At 41.0% G+C, this 20,899-nt stretch carries 17 protein-coding genes; 7 read left to right on the top strand and 10 right to left on the bottom strand.

Translation table 11 applies throughout. The features are described 5' to 3' along the window. Positions 1-264: 264 nt before the first annotated feature. From pyrF to QWZ01_RS11470, 4 genes are all read left to right on the top strand, one after another. Positions 265-1,095 (top strand): orotidine-5'-phosphate decarboxylase, encoded by an 831-nt coding sequence (pyrF, locus tag QWZ01_RS11485; protein WP_290324613.1) that lies wholly within the window; start codon positions 265-267, stop codon positions 1,093-1,095. Positions 1,096-1,279: 184 nt separating this feature from the next. After that, positions 1,280-3,271, top strand: coding sequence for a S9 family peptidase (locus tag QWZ01_RS11480; protein WP_290323469.1), 1,992 nt, complete (start codon positions 1,280-1,282; stop codon positions 3,269-3,271). A gap of 51 nt (positions 3,272-3,322) precedes the next feature. Then, positions 3,323-5,320: an alpha/beta hydrolase family protein gene (locus QWZ01_RS11475; protein ID WP_290323468.1), complete on the top strand. Its 1,998-nt coding sequence runs from the start codon at positions 3,323-3,325 to the stop codon at positions 5,318-5,320. 75 nt (positions 5,321-5,395) lie between these two features. Next, positions 5,396-5,962 (top strand): C40 family peptidase, encoded by a 567-nt coding sequence (locus QWZ01_RS11470; RefSeq protein ID WP_290323467.1) that lies wholly within the window; start codon positions 5,396-5,398, stop codon positions 5,960-5,962. Positions 5,963-5,988: 26 nt separating this feature from the next. On the opposite strand, the gene QWZ01_RS11465 is transcribed toward QWZ01_RS11470, so the two are convergent. Next, a complete protein-coding gene (locus QWZ01_RS11465; RefSeq protein WP_290323466.1) occupies positions 5,989-6,843 on the bottom strand; it encodes an ATP-grasp fold amidoligase family protein in 855 nt (284 codons plus the stop codon). A 427-nt stretch (positions 6,844-7,270) separates the two neighbouring features. Here QWZ01_RS11465 and QWZ01_RS11460 point away from each other — a divergent pair, with 427 nt between their 5' ends. Next, positions 7,271-7,399, top strand: coding sequence for a hypothetical protein (locus tag QWZ01_RS11460; protein ID WP_290323465.1), 129 nt, complete (start codon positions 7,271-7,273; stop codon positions 7,397-7,399). On the opposite strand, the gene QWZ01_RS11455 is transcribed toward QWZ01_RS11460, so the two are convergent. Together QWZ01_RS11455 and QWZ01_RS11450 are read right to left on the bottom strand one after the other, a co-directional pair. Then, positions 7,386-9,296 (bottom strand): DUF3857 domain-containing protein, encoded by a 1,911-nt coding sequence (locus tag QWZ01_RS11455; RefSeq protein WP_290323464.1) that lies wholly within the window; start codon positions 9,294-9,296, stop codon positions 7,386-7,388. The two genes, QWZ01_RS11460 and QWZ01_RS11455, sit on opposite strands and share 14 nt — an antisense overlap. Then, complete coding sequence (locus tag QWZ01_RS11450) at positions 9,296-11,269, bottom strand: DUF3858 domain-containing protein (RefSeq protein ID WP_290323463.1); 1,974 nt, start codon at positions 11,267-11,269, stop codon at positions 9,296-9,298. The genes QWZ01_RS11455 and QWZ01_RS11450 overlap by 1 nt, the downstream gene beginning before the upstream one ends. 134 nt (positions 11,270-11,403) lie before the next feature. Here QWZ01_RS11450 and QWZ01_RS11445 point away from each other — a divergent pair, with 134 nt between their 5' ends. Next, complete coding sequence (locus QWZ01_RS11445; RefSeq protein WP_290323462.1) at positions 11,404-12,438, top strand: 3'-5' exonuclease; 1,035 nt, start codon at positions 11,404-11,406, stop codon at positions 12,436-12,438. A gap of 105 nt (positions 12,439-12,543) precedes the next feature. Here QWZ01_RS11445 and queG read toward each other — a convergent pair whose 3' ends face one another. Next, positions 12,544-13,473 carry a tRNA epoxyqueuosine(34) reductase QueG gene (gene queG / locus QWZ01_RS11440; protein WP_290323460.1) on the bottom strand — a complete coding sequence of 310 codons (930 nt, stop codon included), beginning with the start codon at positions 13,471-13,473 and terminating at the stop codon, positions 12,544-12,546. Between the two features lie 161 nt (positions 13,474-13,634). Between queG and QWZ01_RS11435 the strand changes: the two genes are divergently transcribed. Beyond that, positions 13,635-13,988 (top strand): SpoIIAA family protein, encoded by a 354-nt coding sequence (locus tag QWZ01_RS11435; protein WP_290323459.1) that lies wholly within the window; start codon positions 13,635-13,637, stop codon positions 13,986-13,988. Positions 13,989-14,053: 65 nt separating this feature from the next. Here the strand turns inward: QWZ01_RS11435 and QWZ01_RS11430 are convergent, their stop codons facing one another. The 6 genes from QWZ01_RS11430 to QWZ01_RS11405 all read right to left on the bottom strand — a co-directional run bounded on the left by QWZ01_RS11430 (position 14,054) and on the right by QWZ01_RS11405 (position 20,801). Further along, entirely contained in the window at positions 14,054-14,953 is a 900-nt protein-coding gene (locus QWZ01_RS11430; protein WP_290323458.1) for a polysaccharide deacetylase family protein, read from the bottom strand. 99 nt (positions 14,954-15,052) lie between these two features. Then, the gene (locus QWZ01_RS11425; protein WP_290323457.1) at positions 15,053-16,225 is read right to left on the bottom strand and encodes a Gfo/Idh/MocA family protein; all 1,173 of its coding nucleotides are present in this window, start codon (positions 16,223-16,225) and stop codon (positions 15,053-15,055) included. 29 nt (positions 16,226-16,254) lie between these two features. Next, positions 16,255-17,277, bottom strand: a complete 1,023-nt coding sequence (ruvB, locus tag QWZ01_RS11420) for a Holliday junction branch migration DNA helicase RuvB (protein WP_290323456.1) — start codon at positions 17,275-17,277, stop codon at positions 16,255-16,257. Positions 17,278-17,435: 158 nt separating this feature from the next. Continuing rightward, positions 17,436-18,167: a polyprenol monophosphomannose synthase gene (locus QWZ01_RS11415; RefSeq protein WP_290323455.1), complete on the bottom strand. Its 732-nt coding sequence runs from the start codon at positions 18,165-18,167 to the stop codon at positions 17,436-17,438. Between the two features lie 122 nt (positions 18,168-18,289). Then, on the bottom strand, positions 18,290-19,771 hold the full coding sequence (locus tag QWZ01_RS11410) for a POT-type proton-dependent oligopeptide transporter (RefSeq protein ID WP_290323454.1): 1,482 nt from the start codon (positions 19,769-19,771) through the stop codon (positions 18,290-18,292). Between the two features lie 115 nt (positions 19,772-19,886). Then, positions 19,887-20,801, bottom strand: coding sequence for a hypothetical protein (locus QWZ01_RS11405; protein WP_290323453.1), 915 nt, complete (start codon positions 20,799-20,801; stop codon positions 19,887-19,889). Positions 20,802-20,899 lie beyond the last annotated feature (98 nt).

The following is a 20,899-nucleotide window of genomic DNA, read 5'->3' as shown; positions in this document are numbered from 1 at the left end:
TGTGGTTACACACGGAGCATTATTTTAAAGAAATTGATCTTGAAACTTTGTTTAAATAAACATCCAAATCCAGATAATTATTAATGTAATAAATAACGTGGGGTTTTAAATTGTTTCTTTAGTGCAAGAAAAATTCAAAGGAAAACGTTGCAATTGTAATCAAATAATTTTTAATTTCAAATTTATTAAATAAATATCTGCCAAAACATCCCGATTAAGCTAAATTTTTAGTTTTTTTGACATTTAAAATATTTAGCATTAATGATTTCACGCGCGCAGCTTATTGAACAGATCAAACAAAAAAAATCGTTTTTATGTGTTGGTCTGGATACAGATATTGATAAAATCCCAGAATTTTTAAAGTCATATCCCGATCCTATACTTGAATTTAATAAACGGATCATTGATGCAACCAAAGATCTTTGCGTATCCTATAAGCCCAATGCTGCGTTTTATGAAGCACGAGGCATAAAAGGATTGCAAAGCTTAATAGATACCTGGAAATACCTGCCTGCCGATACCTTAAATATAATAGATGCAAAAAGGGGTGATATCGGCAATACTTCTGATAAATACGCCAAAGCTTTTTTTGACGAAAATGCCTCAGGAATGAGCTTTGACGCCATTACTATTACCCCGTATATGGGTAACGACAGCGTAACACCATATCTGGCTTATGAAGGTAAATGGATCATTATACTGGCCTTAACCTCATCAGTAGGCAGTAAGGATTTTCAGTACCTGCAAACCGGCGATGGTTACCTGTATGAAACTGTGATACAAAAGGCTAATACCTGGGCCGGGGCAGATAGAATTATGTATGTGGTTGGGGCTACCAAAAGCACCGAATTTACCAACATCCGTAAATACGCGCCTGATAATTTTTTACTGGTGCCAGGGGTAGGAGCACAAGGGGGCAGTTTGGAAGAAGTGTGCCGTTATGGTATCACTAAAGACTGCGGACTTATCGTAAACGCTTCACGCTCCATTATATACGCAGGTAATGGTGAGGATTTTGCCGATGCTGCCCGTGCCGAAGCCCAAAGCATCCAAAAACAGATGCAAACAGAACTGGAAAAGGCTGGGGTGATATAAGGAGGTTGTCTGAAATTTTGCCTGAACCAGGATTAAACAGATTTTGGGATTTTACTTCAATTTGTAAATGGTGGTAATCTTTTAATCCTGAAAATCGTGGTTCGGACAAAATTAATCCATGCTCACAATTTCGTAAAGTATTCTGCATAATTAGTAAATTACATGCCTATATGCTTTACACTACATGAAAAAAGCCGTACTATCTGTTATAGCACTGTCATTAGCCATTACAGCTGCTGCCCAGCAAGATAAAAAGCCCATAAAACCGGTTGATTTTTATCGTATTCCGTCGGTAAGTGATCCGCAGCTATCGCCTGATGGTAAATGGGTTGCCTACAGTGTATCAACAATTGATACGGCTAAGGATAAACGCGTATCACACTTATGGATGCAAAGTTGGGACGGTAAGGAATCGTTGAAACTTACACATGGCGATGAAGCAGCTTCAACCCCACGATGGAGCCCTGACGGCAAGTACCTGGCCTTTCTCTCTTCGCGCGATTCAAAGGATGGTTCGCAACTTTGGCTGATCGACCGCCGTGGGGGTGAGGGTGCTAAAGTAACCAGCGTTAAAGGAAGTTTAACCGAGTATGCATGGTCGCCGGATAGTAAAAAGCTTGTTTTGGTAATTGGCGATCCCGAAAATAAAGGCAAACCAGCTCCCGGTACTCCCAAACCTATAGTGATTGACCGCTATCATTTTAAACAGGATATAGAAGGCTATCTGCAGCAACTGCATGATCATTTGTACCTGCTTGATGTGAGTACCAAAAAACTGGATACACTTACCAGCGGTGAAAAGGATGAAAACTCGCCGGTATGGTCGCCTGATAGTAAAACCATCGCTTTTGTAAGTAACCGCACGGTTGATCCGGATAAAAACTCAAATAAAGATATTTTCACCATTGATGCCCGGCCCAATGCAGCCATGTTGCAGCTAACCACCTGGAAAGGCCGCGACAGTAACCCGCAATGGAGCCCGGATGGCCGATATATATCCTATCTGCGTAGTACAAGTGATGCCGATTATATGATGTATGATCAAAACTTGCTGTGTATTATGGATGCCGTTGGCTCCAATAGCAGGATATTAACCCAGCAACTCGACCGCCCGGTTGTTGGCCAGTTTTGGTCAAAAGATAATAAGAACCTGGCGTTTTTAGTGGTTGATGACCGGCAGCGTTATGTAGCCAACATCAATGTGAATAACGGAAAAATATCAACGGTAAGTAAAGGTGTTTACAGTATAACTGATATAAATACCAATTCGTCAGGTAATTGGGTTGTTGCTAAAACCGATCCTTACACACCAACCGAATTGTTTGCCCTTGAGGGCGATAAACTACGTCAACTTACCTTTCACAACCAGGATTGGTTGAGTACTGTAAAACTGGCACAGGTATCTGGGTTTCAATCTAAAAGTGCAGATGGTACCAATGTATCGGACATATTATTTACGCCGGACAGCATCCCTGGTAAAAAATGGCCATTTATACTTTTTATACATGGCGGTCCCGTTGGGCAGGATGAATATGCTTTTGATGCCACACGGCAAATACTGGCAGGTGCAGGCTATGCTGTGGCAGGTGTAAACTACAGGGGCAGCAACGGCCGGGGCCTTGATTTTTGTAAAGCCATATATGCCGACTGGGGTAACAAGGAAGTAAAAGATTTACTTGGTGCCGTTGACCAACTCGAAAAAATGGGTATTGCCGATCCTAACCGTTTGGGTATTGGCGGCTGGAGTTATGGGGGTATACTTACCGACTATACTATAGCATCAGATACCCGTTTCAAAGCCGCGGCGAGTGGTGCGGGTAGCGGCCTTCAGCTCTCAGTTTATGGCAGCGATCAATATGTACTTCAGTACGAAAATGAAATTGGTGTGCCCTGGAAAAGTGCCGATAAATGGCTGCAAATATCGTATCCGTTTTTTCATGCCGACAGGATAAAAACGCCTGTTCTGTTCATGTCGGGACTGAAAGATTTTAACGTGCCAACTATTGGGAGTGAACAGATGTACCAGGCACTTCGATCGCAAAATATACCAACCGAACTGATATTGTACCCTAACCAGTTCCACGGTATAACCAAACCCAGCTACCAGGTTGATCGCCTGCAGCGTTATGTTGATTGGTATAATAAGTATTTAAATCAGTCAACTCTTTCAAAATAACATTTTTTTGATTTGCAACTTACGTATCCAGATTAGCCGATAACCCATATCATGAATAAAAATATTTTGTTGTTTATTGTTGTTTGCCTTTATGGCACAGCAAGCGCCCAAACGGTTAAAAGACCGTTTAAGCCAAATGATTTTTATCATATCCCAACGCTTGATGATCCGCAATTATCCCCCGATGGCAAATGGATAGCTTATACCTTATCTGAACCTGATTCGGCGAGGGATAACCGGGTATCGCATCTGTGGATGCAAAGTTATGACGGTAAACAATCTATAGAGCTTACACAGGGAACTGAGCCTGTTTCATCGCCCAAATGGACACCTGATGGTAAGTTTCTCTCCTATATTTCTGCACGCGATTCAAAGGCCGGTGGCCAGGTTTGGTTGATGGACAGAAGAGGGGGAGAGGGCAGAAAACTGACTGATATTAAAGGTGAAGTGAGCGATTATGCATGGTCGCCAGATAGCAAGCGCCTTGCTCTGATCATTAAAGATGAAGAAAATAACGGTAAGGAAACAAAAATAAACCCGCCAATAAAAATTGATCGCTACCATTTTAAGCAAGATATAGAAGGTTACCTGCAGCATTTGCGTTCGCATTTGTACGTATATGATATTGCTTCAAAAAAATTAGACACTTTAACAAAGGGTGATATGGACGATGATTCGCCGGTATGGAGCCCGGATAGCAAATCTATAGCCTTTGTGAGCAATCATACAGATGACCCTGACCGGAATGAAAATACCGATATTTTTACTGTAGAGGCTAAAAAGGGGGTCGAAGTTAAACAACTAACCACCTTTACCGGTCACGATATTAAACCCCAATGGAGTCCCGACGGCAAACATATTGCCTACCTGCGTTCAACCAGTGATGCCGATTATTTTATTTACCAGCATGATGTGTTGTGCCTGATGGATAGCGATGGTAAAAATAATAAAGTGATCACCGCCCAGCTTGACCGGCCCGTAAGTAACATCTCCTGGAGTCGGGATAGTAAAAATATTGGCTACGTAGTAAGTAGCGACCGCATCAGGTACATTGCACAGTATAACCTGCTGCTGCGTAAATCAACGGTAATTAATAAGGGCGTACAGTGCAGTTTTGAAGATCTTATTGCACAATCGCCGGGTAACTGGATAGCAAAAATGACCAATGCCTATATGCCGCATGAATTAGTGGCTGTAGAAAATGGCAAAATACGCAGGCTTACATTTCATCAGGACAAATGGCTAAGCAAGGTTAAGCTGGCTTATGTAAAAGGTTTTCAGTCATTCAGCAGTGACGGAACGCTGGTATCAGGATTGTTGTTTACACCTGATAGTTTGGTTACTAAAAAGCTGCCTTTGGTATTATACATACATGGCGGCCCAACAGATCAGGACGAGTTTGAGTTTGATGCCATAAGGCAGGTATTGGCCAGCGCCGGTTTTGCTGTGGCTGCTGTTAATTATCGCGGTAGCACAGGTAGGGGGCTCGAATATACCAAAGCCATTTATGCCGATTGGGGTAACAAGGAAGTAAAAGACCTGCTTGGCGCGGTTGATGAACTGGTAAAAACAGGTGTTGCAGATGGGCAGCGGTTAGGTATCGGCGGTTGGAGCTATGGAGGTATACTTACCAATTATACCATAGCGAGTGATACCCGCTTTAAAGCCGCAGCCAGCGGTGCGGGCAGTTCCTTGCAGCTATCCATTTATGGTAGCGACCAGTGGGTTGTACAATATGATAATGAACTGGGCTTTCCGTGGAAGAATGCAGAGAAATATATCAAACTCTCGTACCCGTTTTTTCATGCCGATAAGATCAAAACCCCAACCATGTTTATGTCGGGCCTGAAAGATTTTAATGTCCCTACAGGCGGCAGCGAACAAATGTACCAGGTGCTTAAATCGCAGGGGGTACCCACTCAAATGGTGCTTTACCCTGGGCAGTATCATATTTTAAATGTGCCAAGCTACCAGGTTGATAGGGCACAACGCTACATTGATTGGTTTAACATGTACCTGAACGACCAGCCAAAAGGCAGTATATTTTAAATAGCTTATATACATATGTTAATATGTTAAAAACATAACTATTAAATAAATGCTTTTTACATATATTTTTACTGAATGACCAAACATCACAACCTGCTTTACCTGCTTGCAGTATTTTTTGTGCCTTTGATATTAACATCCTGTCATTCGCGTAAAGCTGCGATGAGGGGACAGCCTGGTGAAATAGTAAAACCCCAGACTGAAATGGCAGACAAATATTCGCAAATTATGGGGGTTAATCGTGGTGATATTGAAAACGGTCGCTTATATGCCTTTATTGATCAATGGATGGGCACACCGTACAAATTTGGTGGTTTAGATAAAGACGGTGTAGATTGCTCGGGCCTGGTTTACTTATTGGAGCAGGAAGTTTACGGTATAACTATACCACGCATGACCAGCAAGCAGATCACCGTTATTAAACGTAAATACGAAGAAGAACTGAAAGAAGGCGACCTGGTTTTCTTTGATTTTGATGGCAAGCAGTTTAGTCATGTAGGTGTTTACCTGCAAAATGGGTATGTGGTGCATGCCAGTTCCAGAAAAGGGGTAATAATAGTACGCCTACGTGATCCTTCTATCTATAAATACTTTTCAAGGGCCGGCTCTGTTGATATACAGTCGCATACGCAAGTTAATTAGCTATTTGCAGAATAATTCTTTACGATCTAAATTTTTCCGGCACAATACTTATTCCAGTGCGATATCAGTAACTTTTGACCATAGCTGGTTGTGCAGGTTCCCATTCCCGGGGTAGGAGTAAACTCACCAAATACACATCCTTTGTCGGTGGCGTAAAAATCAATCCTTACAAATATCTCATAAGCCTTACTCAAAATTTTGGCTTGCCTTACTATTTCTTGTAAACACTTGGGTGGCTGTTCAAGCTCGCCTGCGGGATATATCTTATTAACTGTTTTTAGCAGGTTCCAGTGTTCATCATAAAAAGACCCATTTCCCGATTTAGGGCTTAACCGGTTAATTACCCATATGCAGGCTATCTCTCCGTTAAAACTATACACCTTATAATCTTTCAGAATTTCGTTCTGTCCCTGCTCATTTTTCAAGAATTCTTCAACTAAAAACTCAAGCTTATCATTTGATGCAATAGCCGTTTTCAGAGCTTCTTTAATTTGAGCCGTTGTGTAGTTTTTTTTATCAAAAAGATTGTAATTCTTCTTCATTAAAAAGACCAGATTGGCCGAATGACCTATGGTAGGTCTGATCACATAGTTTTCGGGGAGTTTTTTAAAGTCGATTTTGTCGATATCTCTCCCTTTCCATATCAGGGCTGCTACCTTACAGCCATGTTTACCGGCAAACTCTCTCGAGTTATATTTATTACTTAATCGGCGTTGCCAGTTAACTGCATCCTTCCATTTTTCAATGCCGTCTTCGGCATCCAGCAAGGTGTTTCTGACTGTTTCGGCATCTGGATCCTGCCAAAATTGTTTATGCCTATCCCGTATTCGCGCAGGAAATGGCCCCCTATGATCCAAATAGGATTGGATAAATTTGAGCATGGTTTAGTTATTTAGGTAAATAATTGGTACTCAAATGTGAATAATATTTATCAACTTAATATTGGATTTTTAATATTGTTACCCATTGAGAAAAAGTGTGCATTAAAATTAAAAAAAGGCGTTTTTATGAACTTTGATTCATAAAATCAAAGTTTGATTATTGCACACTATAATTCCAGAAATGTAAATAATATATTACGCAGGTAATAAATACCCACGCATCATTCCGATTTCTGCTTTTAATTTCAGAAATATTTAAAGGAGAATTATTGTGAAAGTGTGAATTATTAAAACCGAAAATATTAAATGTTGTAACAGTATTTAAATATGATAATTCATATACTGCTCAATTCAAAAAAGGAGTTTTAAATCGAACTGTGAAGCTGAGTTAGCGAACTAATTATAATTTCAATAGTTTTGCAGCATTATGGCCAATCAAAACGAAAAGTATTCATTTTGGACTAAATACAAGCATTTTGCCGGTAATGAGATCTTGCTTTACCTTATCATGATAGTAGGTATTGTATTGGGCATAGTTATTTTCAGTTACCTTTAATGAGGGTAACGTTATTACTATCGCTCTCTACTACGACCTGATAAAAATCAACAAGATCCTGATAGGTATCTTTATTGTAAGTGCCATCAAAAATTTGCATATGGCGCTTATATATCAGTTGATTATCTTTTACAGTTATACTTGCCGAAAACTTTCCGAATGGTTTATTGATCAATACATTAGGTGGATGCATATCCAGTTTATATCCTGCGGGTAAAGTATAGCTGATCTCATCCTCATCGGTGTAACCACGGTTTATATACACATCAAGGCGGCGGTTCCGTACCTCACGGGGAACCTTGCTCATTCTGTTAGTGGCGTTTATGATAAATGATAATTTACCCTCATTGGCAGATGCATAATCGCGGGCATTAAGCCTGATGGTTTCTGTAGTTACAGGCTGGAGGCTTTTATCCTGTTTAAATTCGGCGTTAACAATATCCATATTATCAATAGGATATTCTTTTTGCACAGCCTTAATCTGCTCTTTGGGTGCTTCATCAATAATATATTGTACATTATCATACTGAGTGCCTTTAAATGAAGTGAGTATATTGCCGGTAAGCTCTCCATCGGCATTTAAAACAAAACTGGCATTGCGTTGCTGTAAATTGTTTTGAGCGGTATATACAGGGGTATGCAGTAGTTTTCCGCCTGCCGGAGTACAAGCCAGCACCGTACGATCGTCAGTAAAATCGCTTAAAAAGCCAAATGGTATTTTCTGACTGGTACACTCTAAAAAGGTAGTATCGTTTTTAAATGGAAGGCATAAAATAACATGATCAAACTGGTTCATGCTTGCAAAATCTTTCAGAGGGCTGGCCTTACGGCTACCTGCCTGTACCACGCAATAGTATGATTCTATGTTCACGGTTTTAAGCAGGGCCTGTGTATAGTTTACCAGCGCTTTGCAGTCGCCATAATTTTGCTCGTCAACATCACTTGCCAAAAATGGCTGATAACCGCCAATACCTACTTGTACGCTTATATAATGGGTTTTACCCTGCATATATTCATAAATCTTTTTTGCCTTCAGCTTAGGATCTGTTATGCCCTGTGTTAGCTGCTTCACGTATTCGGCAGTAGTAGCGGGTATTTGCAGGCGGCTTACCAGCAGCTTATCGTATATCCATTTACCCATCTCGTTCCAGTTGGTAAAAGAGCCTGTAATACCCTCATAGCTAAATTTTTCGGGAGCTATTTTAACGCAGCTTAAGTATTTATCTTCATTGGGGCTGTAGGGTTCATCTTTGATGGCTTTTAAATTACTTACCTGCCAGGTGTAGGTTTTATATCCGTCTTTATTAGTGCCTTTAACAACACTTGGTGGCATATTGATCTCTTTGTACCTGATATTAAAATCGGGTTTGCAGCTAAAGGTGTATGCGCTTTTTTCAACGGCAAGGCCGGTTGTTGAATTAGGCTCCCAATCCTCAAAATTTAGTGATTGCTTTGATTTTACTTCATATTCATAGGCCACCGTGTAGGGGTAATCAGTAACCGGCGGATTATAATGCTTTATCTTCAGATCCTGAAAAAGTGAAAAACCATCGCGGGAATTTACATCCTCAAAATCACTTTCTGAAAACTTGGCCGTTGGTTTACCAAATTGGTTATAAACCATTCCTTTGATGCTTTTTATTATCCGGCTTTTATTGTGCCAAACCAGTATGTCGGCCATTTCACTACCATTTTTGTTCAAAATAGTTATGGCCGTTTTAATATGGTAAACCGTGTTGTCAAGGTCTTTAACTTCAATGCTCACCTCCTTGTTACGAATTACCGCGCTGGCATAAGGCAGCAATTCTTTAGCTATAAGGGATGCATCATAGTTTTCCTGGGCATGGGCACATATGCCGCTAAAAAGCAGGAATGATAAAAGTAAAAACGATTTCATTATTTTTTCTTGAAAACCATATCGGCTTTTTCGGTAAGGATTATCTTATTATAAAGCTCTTTAAGGTACGGATACTCGTTAGAGCTGTAAATTCCTTTAGTAAAGCGTGTTATGTTTGACACGGTGAAGGTATCGCCCTGATTGTCATAGTTGGTGGCAAACATGCCCCCATTATTTGGCAAGGCAAAAGCAGCGTTCTGTGGCGGTGTTTCAACTATAAATTGCGATGGCAGGTGCATGGTGAGTAATAGTCGCTCATCAGAAGCCATGCCCCAGTCAACAGGGTAATCGCGTTCGGCCAGTTTAAATGGGTTGGTAGTTATTTTGTTCCAGAAAAACGGGTTGAACACCAACTGACTCTTATTCATATTATCAAAGGCATCAATTTCTACTTCCAAAGTTTCGCCCAAGGGCATATTAAGGCTATCCAGGTTACTGATGTTTGATTTCAGGATCTTTATTTTAGGAAGCTTGGCGTCCAGGTCTTCAATGTATTCATCAACAGAGTTGAACTTTTTAATAGCCTTGCGTTTTTTGTATGCTTCGTACCCGGTGTAATAATTGGTTATGCTTCCTTTTATTTTGCCGTTTTCAAGCAAGGTAAGGTCAAGAGAACGTGTGCTGTTTGACTTTTGCAAGCCACTAAGCTCAACCCAATACGATGGTTTATCAAGGCTGATCACCCGGCCTTTATCATTAAGGCATTTGAGTTGAAGCAAACCAAATGACAGTAATGGATCGGACGCATCGAGATAATAGGAGTTGCCATCAATATTAGCCTTGGCTACTACATAATTAAAGTCGCTTAAAACAGGATAAAGGGTATTAATATTACCATGGTCTCGCGTAGAGAGCAGCACGGCTTCTGTATTAATACCGCAGGCATTCAGTGCGGTAATTAGCGAAAGATTAATATCGCCAATACTACCGGTGTGCGCCTCCATTGCCCGTTTAATTCCGTTTGAGCTGGCTATGCCAATATAATCGTTCCATTTATACCATTTTTGAAGGTAACTATAAATAGCCTGGGCCTTATCTATGTCAGTGGTTTTACCTGCAATTATGGGCGCCATACGCTCCTTCATGAGGTCTTTGCGTTTTAGCTGTGAGCCAAAGTTTTCGTCAATTTTAAGCTGGCGGTCAATATCTTTCCACTCCTTACTTACCACTGTTTTAACAGAAGTATAGGGATTCATCCATTCTACAAGCTCAAAATCAATGGCCGATAAAAAGTTTTTTGCCGAGGTCATATAATCCTCTTCTACAAAAGCAGGAATATCATTCATGGCGTACATCAGGTGCGAGCAATCACTTTTTGCGCCATGCGATGTAAAGCATTCACGTTCAAGCTCTGAGCTTGTTTTTGATAGCTTTAAACTACCCTTTAAAGCGGCATTAAATGTCCAGAAGCCAGGTATATGCACCTCATATTGTGAATGTATTTTGGGGATATTATCCTGAAATTCCCAGCGGTGAAAGCTATCCCAGAAAGGGGAAATGAGTTTGTACCTGAACTCAATAACGCAACCGCTGCGAAGCCCTGGTAATGCAAATTTTACAGTACCGCCGTATTTATAGTCCTTTACCTGGAACACTTTCTTCGGATCAAGATCTATTTTTTGCATCAGCCCATTATCGTCGGTATAATAGGTGCTGCCTTTAATGTCGGTTATCTCGTCGGCTACATCATCACTGTTATGAACCGGTATTTGAATGGTGCCGTTTTCGAGGCCTTTGCTGTCAAGTATTTTTATTTTGGCGTGGTAATCATAGATGAGCCTAACGTGGTCATCGTTGGTGATATCTATCCTGGCATTGCCAAACTCGTTCAGGAAAACTGCGTGTGCTTCGGGGTCTTTGTCGTACTTTTGCATGCTTAGCTCTTCCTGCACAAAACCTTCTTTAAAATCCTGTGCATTTGCAAGCTGTTGAGTACCAATAGTTACTAACGCAATGAGTAATGCTTTTTTCATGTATTGCTGTGATAAATTAAGGTGGTATGAAATTAAATATAAAATGGATATATTAAATAAATTAAAAAATTTATTCTGCTGATTCTTTTTAGGACATTTGCGACCTTTGTACTATCTACTTTGATCTTTATAAAATGAAATTAAATTTAAAACGCCCTCTTGCTTTTTTCGACCTGGAGACTACCGGTACCAATATTGGCGCCGATCGGATAGTTGAAATATCTGTTATTAAGCTAAATCCCGATGGCAGCGAAGAAGTGAAAACATGGCGGGTTAACCCGGGTATGCCTATCCCTTTAGAGTCGTCATTGGTGCATGGTATTTATGATGAACATATTAAAGACGAGCTGCAGTTTAAAGAGATAGCACAGGCCATAGCCGAGTTTATTGCTGATAGTGACCTTGCAGGTTATAACTCCAATAAATTTGATATACCTATGCTTATGGAGGAGTTTTTGCGTGCAGGCGTATCATTTAACCTGGATGCACGCCATTTTGTGGATGTACAAAACATATTTCACCAAATGGAGCAGCGCACCCTGAAGGCTGCTTACCAGTTTTATTGCGATAAGAAGATAGAGAATGCCCACTCGGCAGAGGCAGATACCCGTGCTACCATGGAAGTGCTTTTGGCGCAAATTGAGCGCTACGAGAATATGGAATGGGAAGATAAAAAAGGTAATATCATTATCCCCGTTACCGGCGATGTGGAAGCGCTGCACAAATTTACTAACCTGAGCAAACCGGTTGATTTTGCAGGCCGCATGGTTTATAACGAGCAGGGCGAAGAGCTGATTAACTTTGGAAAACATAAAGGCAAACGCGTTGAAGATGTATTTAACGTAGAGCCAAGCTATTATTCATGGATGATGCAGGGCGATTTTCCCTTGTACACCAAACGTAAGCTGGAAGAGATATACCAAAGATGGAACGGTAAAAAAGCCGCCGAGCGCCAGGCTAAAGCGGCAAGCCAACCAAAGCCCGCAGAGCAACAGGCTCCGAAAGCGGATGCCCCAAAGGCAGATTATCAGAAAAAAGATTACACCAAACAAGACCATACCAGAACCCAGCCATATCAAAACAAACCTTTTAAAAAGAAGGAAGAACCTGCAAAACCGGTTAATGAAGATATGCTGCAGCAATTAGCCCTGAAATTTAAAAAGGGTTAATTTTATAGTGTTGAGTAATGAGTTTTGAGTGGTCAGTTTTCACTTGAAACTCATTACTTATTTATGGAGAAGGAAAACTCATAACTCCGTACTTAAAACTCACAGCTATTTCCGAAGGAAATCAATATTCCGTTTAAGGCCGGCGAATTTGGTGCGCTTTACGGCCGAGTTTTTAAATACTTTCTGAAAAATATCCTGGGTTATTTCCTGCCAGTCGGCCGCTTTAAGGCCGAGTAGATCAGGGTGAGGATTAAATGCAGGTTCGGTATTTAATACCGAGAAACGGTTCCAGGGGCAAACATCCTGGCAAACATCGCATCCAAACATCCAGTTATCCATTTTGCCTTTAAACTCCTGCGGTATCTCGTTTTTAAGTTCAATGGTAAGATATGATATGCAGCGGCTGCCATCAACCACATAAGGGCCAACAATGGCATCAGTAGGGCAGGCATCAATACAATTGGTGCAGGTGCCGCAATGATCGGCAGTGGGTGCAACATCATACTCCAGCTCCAGATCAATGATCAATTCGGCCAGGAAAAAGAATGAACCTGCTTTTTTACTTAATAAGTTGGAGTTTTTACCGATCCAGCCCAGGCCTGCTTTTTTTGCCCAGGCCTTATCCAATACCGGTGCTGAATCAACAAATGCCCGGCCGCCTACTTCACCTATTTTTTCATTAATGATTTGCAGCAGCAGCCTCAGTTTATCTTTAATAACGGTATGATAGTCCATACCGTAGGCGTATTTTGATATTTTGGGAGCCGAGGGATCATCCTGGTGATCATTGGTAAAATAGTTTATACCTAATGATATAACCGACTTTGCACCATCAACAAGCAGGCGGGGGTCAAGTCGTTTGTCAAAATGGTTTTCCATGTACTGCATTTCGCCGTGCATGTTTTTTTTAAGCCATGTTTCCAAACGGGGGGCTTCTTCTTCTAAAAAATCGGCTTTTGAGATTCCGCAAAACAGGAAGCCAAGTTTTTGGGCTTCTTGTTTGATCAACTGGCTGTATGTTGTCCTGTTTTGCATTATTAATGCAAAGATACTATAAAATAAAATCCCCAAACTGGGGATGGCTTTTTTACATATGCCCTGCTGACTTTATGTTTTTTTAATAAAATAGTAGGTTTTCAGGTGCTTGGTGCAGTTTTTGCAACTAATGACATAAAAAGCCTACTATGCTTAAACACATGAATTATTTGCCTGCGCATGTGTTAGGTATGCACGCGGTTGGGGATGTTACTATTGATGATTACGGGAAAGCTTTACTGCCTTTACTTAAAGAGCAGGTACGGCGAAACCACAAGATCAATTTTGTATTGGTTTTAGAAACCAATATAAAGAACTTTACAGCAGGTGCCTGGTGCGGAAATGTAGAAATAGGACTGAAATACTTTTTGAGATGGAATAAGCTGGCCATAGTATCCGATCAAAAGGATGCACGCGGTTTCAGCGATCTGTTTAAATATATATTACCGGGAAAGTACCGGGGATACGCCTTGGAGGATATTGATGAGGCTATAAAATGGGTATCAGAAAAATAGATGTTTACGCAAAAGGCCTTTCTTTTTGGGAAAGGCCTTTTGCGTATTTAAAGAGTATTTGAGTTTTAGAAACTATTTTTTACGCTGTTGCCAAAAGTTTTGGTTGTCCAGTAACCGCTATCTAATATCCTTCTTACAGTCATTAGTGGATAGTCGGGGTCACGCTTGTCGGCCAGTTGGAAAGCAATTTTGAAACCCTTTTTTTGGAACTCAGGCAATACCGGTTTTTTCCAGATGCCGAATGGGTATGCAAAATAATCTATTTTTTTACCGGTTATTTCTTCCAGTTTTTTGGTAGGCTTGTCAATTTGGGTAACCCAATCATCAACCGGGCGGGTAGTTATTTTACCATTTTTTCCAATGATCTTCAACTCCGAATTGTGCGAGTATTTGTCAACACGGTGATGATCCCAGGTATGGCTTCCAATAACGTTGCCTTCATCAGATAGTTGTTTAACCATCTCTGGTGTCATATAACGCGGGCGACCTAAAGATACCGTCATCACAAAATAAACAGCTTTAAAGCCATATTTTTTAAGCGTAGGGTTAGCTATCGTGAACTGATCAAGATCGGTATCATCAAAAGTTAACATGATAGGTTTTTTAGGCAATGCCGCGCCAGTTGTTAAATAAGCATATAACTGATCTGGCAGTATGGTATGGTAACCGCTATCGGCCAGCATTTTTATATGTTCTTTAAAAGCCGCTATCTGTACAATATAATCTTTAGCACCTTTTGAGTCGGTAGGTTTCCAGTCGCGTATCTGGTGATAACAAACCACCGGAACTTGCTTGCGGGCCATAATAGCCGCGTTATCTGCTGGTTTACCGGCTGCCGAGGCAGCAGCTGTAGGTACTTCTGCACTGGTTGCACCAGTGCTTGTTGTTTTATCAGAAGGTTTAGACTGGCAGGATACTGTGCCCAAAGCACACACGGTCAACCACACAAAAGCTTTTTTAAACATATTAAAACAATGATTTTTTAGATTATTTCAAGAACGGCTAAATTAGTATAATATATATGCAGGCAATAAATTTATTATAAATAAATTATTAACAAAGGCTTACAATACTATCCGCTTACCTTCCTTGATTGATCTTTTTGCAGCATCCAATATCTGCATCACAATCATGTTATATTTTAATGATGATTGATCGTTACGCGTTCTTCTTGGATCTTTAAGCGCAGCGGTAAAATAAGGTACAGGCGCATTAATAGGGGATGGCAGCGGAGGTGCTTTAAATTCCCTGGTTGTTTTATTTATCCTTATTTGTAGGCTGTCCGGATCAAAAGTATGAATGTAGCCTTTAGCGCCAAAAATTTCCATATCCTTTATGCTGAAAGGCCAGTTCCATGAACCTTCTATCATGCCGGTCGCGTTAGGGTATTCAACCAAAACGGTGGCATCATCCTCAACCTTAGGGTACACAGATGGTTTATAGTGCCTGGCAATAGCTGTAACGGCAATTGGTTTTTGGCCTTGCATAAACCAGGTCATCATATCAGCTCCATAGCAGCCAAAATCATTCAGCGCACCTGCGCCATTAAGCTCCGGATCGGTTAACCAGCTCAGGAAATCCTCGCTGCATCCAATCTCACGTGGGCCCTGGTGCCCATCATGAAACACCATTTTACGTATTACGCCAATGCTATCGGTTTTAACAGTATTATAGGCGCTCTGTACTGATGAATACCAGGTAGTTTCGTAATTGGTAAGTACGTTAACATAATATTTAAGCGACAGGAACTCTATGCGTTTGGCTTGTTCAAGCGTAGCTGCCAAAGGCTTTTCAACCATTACAGGTATACCCATAGGGGCGCAGGTTTCCACAATATCAACGTGTTTAGCTACGGCATTATAGCCCAGTACAATGGTTGGTTTGCGCTTAATACACATGGTTTTCAAGTCTTCAAAAAACAGTGAATCGGGCAGGTTATATATTTTGCCAAATTTTTGCCAAAGCTTTTTATCGGGTTCGGCAATGCCAACAATGTTTACGTTGCCGTGGCGGTATTCATTTAAAATAAGGTGAATATGATCATGGTTTAAGCCCGCTATACCCACCTTTGTGCCTGTGGCTATACGGCGCGCGGCAAGGCTATCGGCCTTAACCTTTGCTGAATCTGTGGGGGTTGTTTGCGCCTGGGTATTTGTGATGGATAGGCCCATGACAAGGCACGCCGCTAAAAGGATTTTGCAGCATGCCCCAATGCTTTGTTTTAATTTGGTTTTCATGTTTGGTATAATAGTTTATTGCTTGGTTACTAAAATAACGTAGGATTGCCTCCCAGTTTTATTTTTCCTAAATGCTTGTAAGCGCTCTCAGTAGCTTCACGACCTCGGGCTGTACGCATTAAAAAGCCTTCCTGAATTAAAAAAGGCTCGTAAACTTCTTCAATAGTACCTTCATCCTCACCAACGGCCGTTGCAATGGTTTTTAAACCAACGGGGCCGCCTTTAAACTTATCAATAATGGTAATCAATATTTTATTATCCATCTCATCCAAACCATGCTCATCCACATTCAGCGCGTTCAGGGCATATTGGGCTATATCTGTATCAATTTTACCATTCCCTTTTATCTGGGCAAAATCACGCGTGCGGCGCAGCAGGGCGTTGGCAATACGCGGGGTACCACGGCTTCGGCGGGCAATTTCATACGCGCCTTCATCACTTATAGGTGTTTTAAGGATAGATGCGGAGCGAAGTACAATGGTATTAAGTAGCTTGGCATCATAATATTCCAGGCGTGAGTTTATACCAAACCTGGCTCTCAAAGGTGCAGTAAGCAAACCTGAACGGGTGGTGGCCCCAACCAGGGTAAAGGGATTAAGCGATATTTGTACCGAACGGGCATTTGGGCCGCTCTCCAGCATAATATCTATCTTAAAATCCTCCATCGCCGAGTATAAGTACTCTTCAACCAATGGGCTAAGGCGGTGTATCTCATCAATAAACAGGATGTCGCCGGTTTCCAGGTTGGTCAGCAGGCCGGCCAGATCGCCGGGTTTATCCAATACAGGGCCTGAGGTAATCTTGATACCCACACCCATTTCGTTAGCAATAATGTGCGATAGGGTAGTTTTACCCAAGCCCGGAGGGCCATGCAGTAAAACATGATCAAGCGCCTCGCCGCGTTGGCGGGCTGCCTGTACAAATATTTTCAGGTTGGCTAATATCTTATGCTGGCCGGTGAAATCCTCAAATTGCTGGGGGCGCAATACTTTTTCAATATCGCGTTCCGTATTACTCAATCGTTCTGCTCCGGGATCAAGATGCTCATTCATTACCAACGAAATTAGTATTTTTTTTTGAGGTAAACTGATTCTTTATGGTAAAAGGATAAAGGTGAAAGGTAAAAGGTTTCTTCCCAGCATAAAACAAAAAAGCGAATGGTAACACTCTTTTTACCTTTCGCTTTTTTACTTTAAATTTTATCTCCCGGTCACCCTTCAGGGTATTTCCTGAAAATACTATTGATCTTCATTTGTATCACTCCAAAAAATGCTTCCTTGAATATCCCTGTCGACATTTTGGATGTGCCTGCCGTACGATCTGTGAAAATGATAGGCACTTCTACCAGGTTAAATCCGTGTTTAATGGAGGTGTACTTCATTTCTATCTGGAAAGCGTAACCCACAAACTTTATTTTATTGAGTCTGATGGTTTCCAGTACCTTACGTTTGTAGCACATAAAGCCTGCTGTTGAATCTCTGATATCTATTCCTGTTATGAACCGTACATAAACCGATGCAAAATAGCTCATCAGCACGCGACTCATAGGCCAATTAACCACGTTTACGCCATTGCTGTAACGGGAACCAATGGCAGCATCGGCACCATCAATACAGGCTTGCCTTAGTTTAAGCAAATCATCCGGATTGTGCGAAAAATCGGCATCCATTTCAAAAATATAATCGTAATGGCGCGCAATGGCCCATTTAAAACCATGTATGTAGGCAGTTCCGAGACCCTGTTTACCCGCCCGTTCTTCAATAAACAGCCGCTCGGGGTATACGTTCATCAGGTTTTTTACAATGATGTTGGTACCATCCGGCGATCCGTCATCAATAATAAGCAGATGAAAATCATGGGGTAGGGAGAATACTTTGCGTATCATACGCTCAATATTTTCCTTTTCATTATAGGTAGGTATTATAACAATGCTATCCGGCACGTAGAATTTATCAAGTAAACAAAGGGTAAAAATAATTGATTTTAACCCGGTTTTAAAAATAAAAAAAAGCAGCTAAGCAATATTGTTACTTAACTGCATTTAATAACGCTGAAATTTAAGAATTATTGGTTCTCGGCAATAGCTTGACTATCTACGTAAGGATCAGTGATATAATTCCGCTCTTTTAGGCGCGGTGCAACAAACATGAACACTACAATAAAGGCGCAGATAAAGGTAACAAAGAACCACTCATAGTTTGCACCTTTAAGGTTGCGTGTCCACCAGCCGCCGTCTTCTATTAAGCCATTAACAAGTGCGGTTATAAGATTACCGAATGATACAACCAGGAACCAGATACCGGTCATGGTACTTTTCATTGATTTTGGCGAATGTGTATAAGCGTATTCAAGGCCTGTGATAGATACCAGTACCTCGGCAGCTGAAAGTATCATGAACGCAAATACCTGCCACCAGATGGAAGGAGAACCGCCATGATCAAGGTTAGTATGTATTATACCTATTACCACGAATGATAAAGCTGTTAAGATCAAGCCTACGCCAAGTCTTCTAAGCGGGGTTGTTTTCAGGCCAATTTTATCAAACCATGGATATACCACATAGTTGAAAAATGGGATGAACATAAGAAGAAACACGGTATTAACAGTTGATAACTGACCAGGCAGCACAGTGAACTTAGTAAAACCAAGGTTAATTACGCGATCCATTTTTTCTGCATATAATGTCCATTCAGACAAACACTGATCCCAAACAGCCCAAAATGCCAGTGCGAAAAAGAATACCGAAATAACCCGGTATACAGCTTTTACACCTTCAACACGTTCAGGATCATATTGATCCTTAGCAACGTCAAGCATAGATTGACCCGGTTTGCGTTGACCTAAATGGGTTAGTGCATACCAGGTTATAAATACCAGGTTATTGCGATTAACTCCTTGTGGGGGAACCTTTACGTATTTTTTGCGGCCCGAGAAAAATATGATGGTAGCCAGTGCCATCAGGAAACCTGGGATACCAAAAGCCCACTTAGGGCCAAAGTGTTCATAAGTCCATGGAATAGCAACAGTTGAAATCATAGAGCCGGCGTTGATACTGAAATAGAACCAGCCGTAAACTTTTGAAAGCAGATCCTGGTTGGTAGCATCAAACTGATCGCCAACGTTAGCAGAAACGCATGATTTAATACCACCGGCACCAATTGCAACCACCAATAACCCTAATTCAAAGCCACCAAGGCCACCATCAAACATAGCCAACATCAAGTGCCCAAAGCAGTAAATTATTGATACATATAATATAAGCTTGTATTTTCCTGTAAACCAGTCGGCAATCATGCCCCCTACAAATGGCAAGGCATAGGCTACCATTACAAACAGGTGATGTAACTTATTGGCTTTGGCGTTAGCAACATCTGTTAACGCAGCAACATTATTGGGATTAAAAAACTGGTTTACCAGGAAAAGCGTGAGTATGGAGCGCATGCCATAAAAACTAAAACGTTCCGCGGCTTCATTGCCTATGATATAAGGAACGCTTCGAGGAAATCTGGATTTTGGTGTAGCCGTTTCGGCTGGGCTTTTTTGCATTATTGAAATAAAAAATTTGTTAAAATTAGTATAATTCTTTTTGAATCAGAATTTTATACTGAAAGTGTTATGGTTATTATATGTAATATTTTGATTTGTGATTGTAATGTAAAGTTTAATTTTTCTGGATAGATTTCTTATCTTCCAAAGCCTGTTTTTTAGGGTCAACCAATTGGTTGTCGCTATTGTCAGGTATGTTACGCATATCAAGATTATCCTGATACACCCAGCGTCCATTTTTTAGCTTATAGCCATCATAGCTAAGGTCGGGGCCAAAAGTTTCAGGTTGATCCTTCATTTTTGGATCAGGCGGAACCAAATGATCAAATACAATTAAGTTTTGCTCAGGTACATATCTCAGCAGCATGGATGCCTGGCGGGTATACTCAAATACAACCCGTTTACGGCCTTTGCCATTACCATCAAAAACCGGCATTCCAAAAACCGGCTTATCATTATTGAACGAGAGCACATCAATCACCTTCTTGGTTGATTTTATGGTGTTGCCTTTCCAGCCTATTAATACATAATAGGGCTTTTGAGCATATACAGGCACTATTTTATAATACTGGGCCCCATACCATTTACGATTATCAGTAACGGAATCTTCAGGGTTTTTCAACAATGGCGAATAGTCCTCCAGCGGGAACATTTTTAGCGGGCCGCCGGTATTTAGCTGTATGGTGCCATAAAAACGGTAGCTGCCATCCTGGTTTACCACATGCCAGCTCAAGATCCGGAAACGGTTATCGGGCGAGTTGATGATACTGATGCTCTTAACCGAATCAAACGGGAAAAGAAACGAGTTAGGTGTTTTTAATGCCGATACCAGGGTTTTGATAAACTGGTAATTAGCATTTTTACGTTCCAGGTCGTTTTCATTATTGATAAATGTTTTACCCAACGATGCAAGACTATCCTGATAAACATTTAATTGTTTTATGCGTGCGCTTTCGCTGTTTAGCTGACCAAAAGACTGGCCTACAACAAGCAGCAAGGGCACGAATAGAAACAAGCGCCTTATCGACATACCGGGTATTTAAAATTTAACATCATATCAAGCTGCGAAACTAATAATTTATCACAATAGTTGTTGTAACATGCTTTACAGCAGTTAGCTTGTTTTAA

It is taken from the genome of Mucilaginibacter aquaedulcis (assembly GCF_030409325.1).
Lineage (GTDB): Bacteria > Bacteroidota > Bacteroidia > Sphingobacteriales > Sphingobacteriaceae > Mucilaginibacter > Mucilaginibacter aquaedulcis.
The sequence above is the reverse complement of the archived record's forward strand: the minus strand, read 5'-3'. Positions and strand labels throughout refer to the sequence as shown.

Bases quoted from the DNA above. Each gene is read 5' to 3' on its own strand.
- QWZ01_RS11480 (WP_290323469.1), top strand. From the start codon at position 1,280: ATGAAAAAAGCCGTACTATCTGTTATAGCACTGTCATTAGCCATTACA.
- QWZ01_RS11475 (WP_290323468.1), top strand. From the start codon at position 3,323: ATGAATAAAAATATTTTGTTGTTTATTGTTGTTTGCCTTTATGGCACA.
- QWZ01_RS11470 (WP_290323467.1), top strand. From the start codon at position 5,396: ATGACCAAACATCACAACCTGCTTTACCTGCTTGCAGTATTTTTTGTG.
- QWZ01_RS11465 (WP_290323466.1), bottom strand. From the start codon at position 6,843: ATGCTCAAATTTATCCAATCCTATTTGGATCATAGGGGGCCATTTCCT.
- QWZ01_RS11460 (WP_290323465.1), top strand. From the start codon at position 7,271: ATGGCCAATCAAAACGAAAAGTATTCATTTTGGACTAAATACAAGCAT.
- QWZ01_RS11455 (WP_290323464.1), bottom strand. From the start codon at position 9,296: ATGAAATCGTTTTTACTTTTATCATTCCTGCTTTTTAGCGGCATATGT.
- QWZ01_RS11450 (WP_290323463.1), bottom strand. From the start codon at position 11,269: ATGAAAAAAGCATTACTCATTGCGTTAGTAACTATTGGTACTCAACAG.
- QWZ01_RS11445 (WP_290323462.1), top strand. From the start codon at position 11,404: ATGAAATTAAATTTAAAACGCCCTCTTGCTTTTTTCGACCTGGAGACT.
- queG (WP_290323460.1), bottom strand. From the start codon at position 13,473: ATGCAAAACAGGACAACATACAGCCAGTTGATCAAACAAGAAGCCCAA.
- QWZ01_RS11435 (WP_290323459.1), top strand. From the start codon at position 13,635: ATGAATTATTTGCCTGCGCATGTGTTAGGTATGCACGCGGTTGGGGAT.
- QWZ01_RS11430 (WP_290323458.1), bottom strand. From the start codon at position 14,953: ATGTTTAAAAAAGCTTTTGTGTGGTTGACCGTGTGTGCTTTGGGCACA.
- QWZ01_RS11425 (WP_290323457.1), bottom strand. From the start codon at position 16,225: ATGAAAACCAAATTAAAACAAAGCATTGGGGCATGCTGCAAAATCCTT.
- ruvB (WP_290323456.1), bottom strand. From the start codon at position 17,277: ATGAATGAGCATCTTGATCCCGGAGCAGAACGATTGAGTAATACGGAA.
- QWZ01_RS11410 (WP_290323454.1), bottom strand. From the start codon at position 19,771: ATGCAAAAAAGCCCAGCCGAAACGGCTACACCAAAATCCAGATTTCCT.
- QWZ01_RS11405 (WP_290323453.1), bottom strand. From the start codon at position 20,801: ATGTCGATAAGGCGCTTGTTTCTATTCGTGCCCTTGCTGCTTGTTGTA.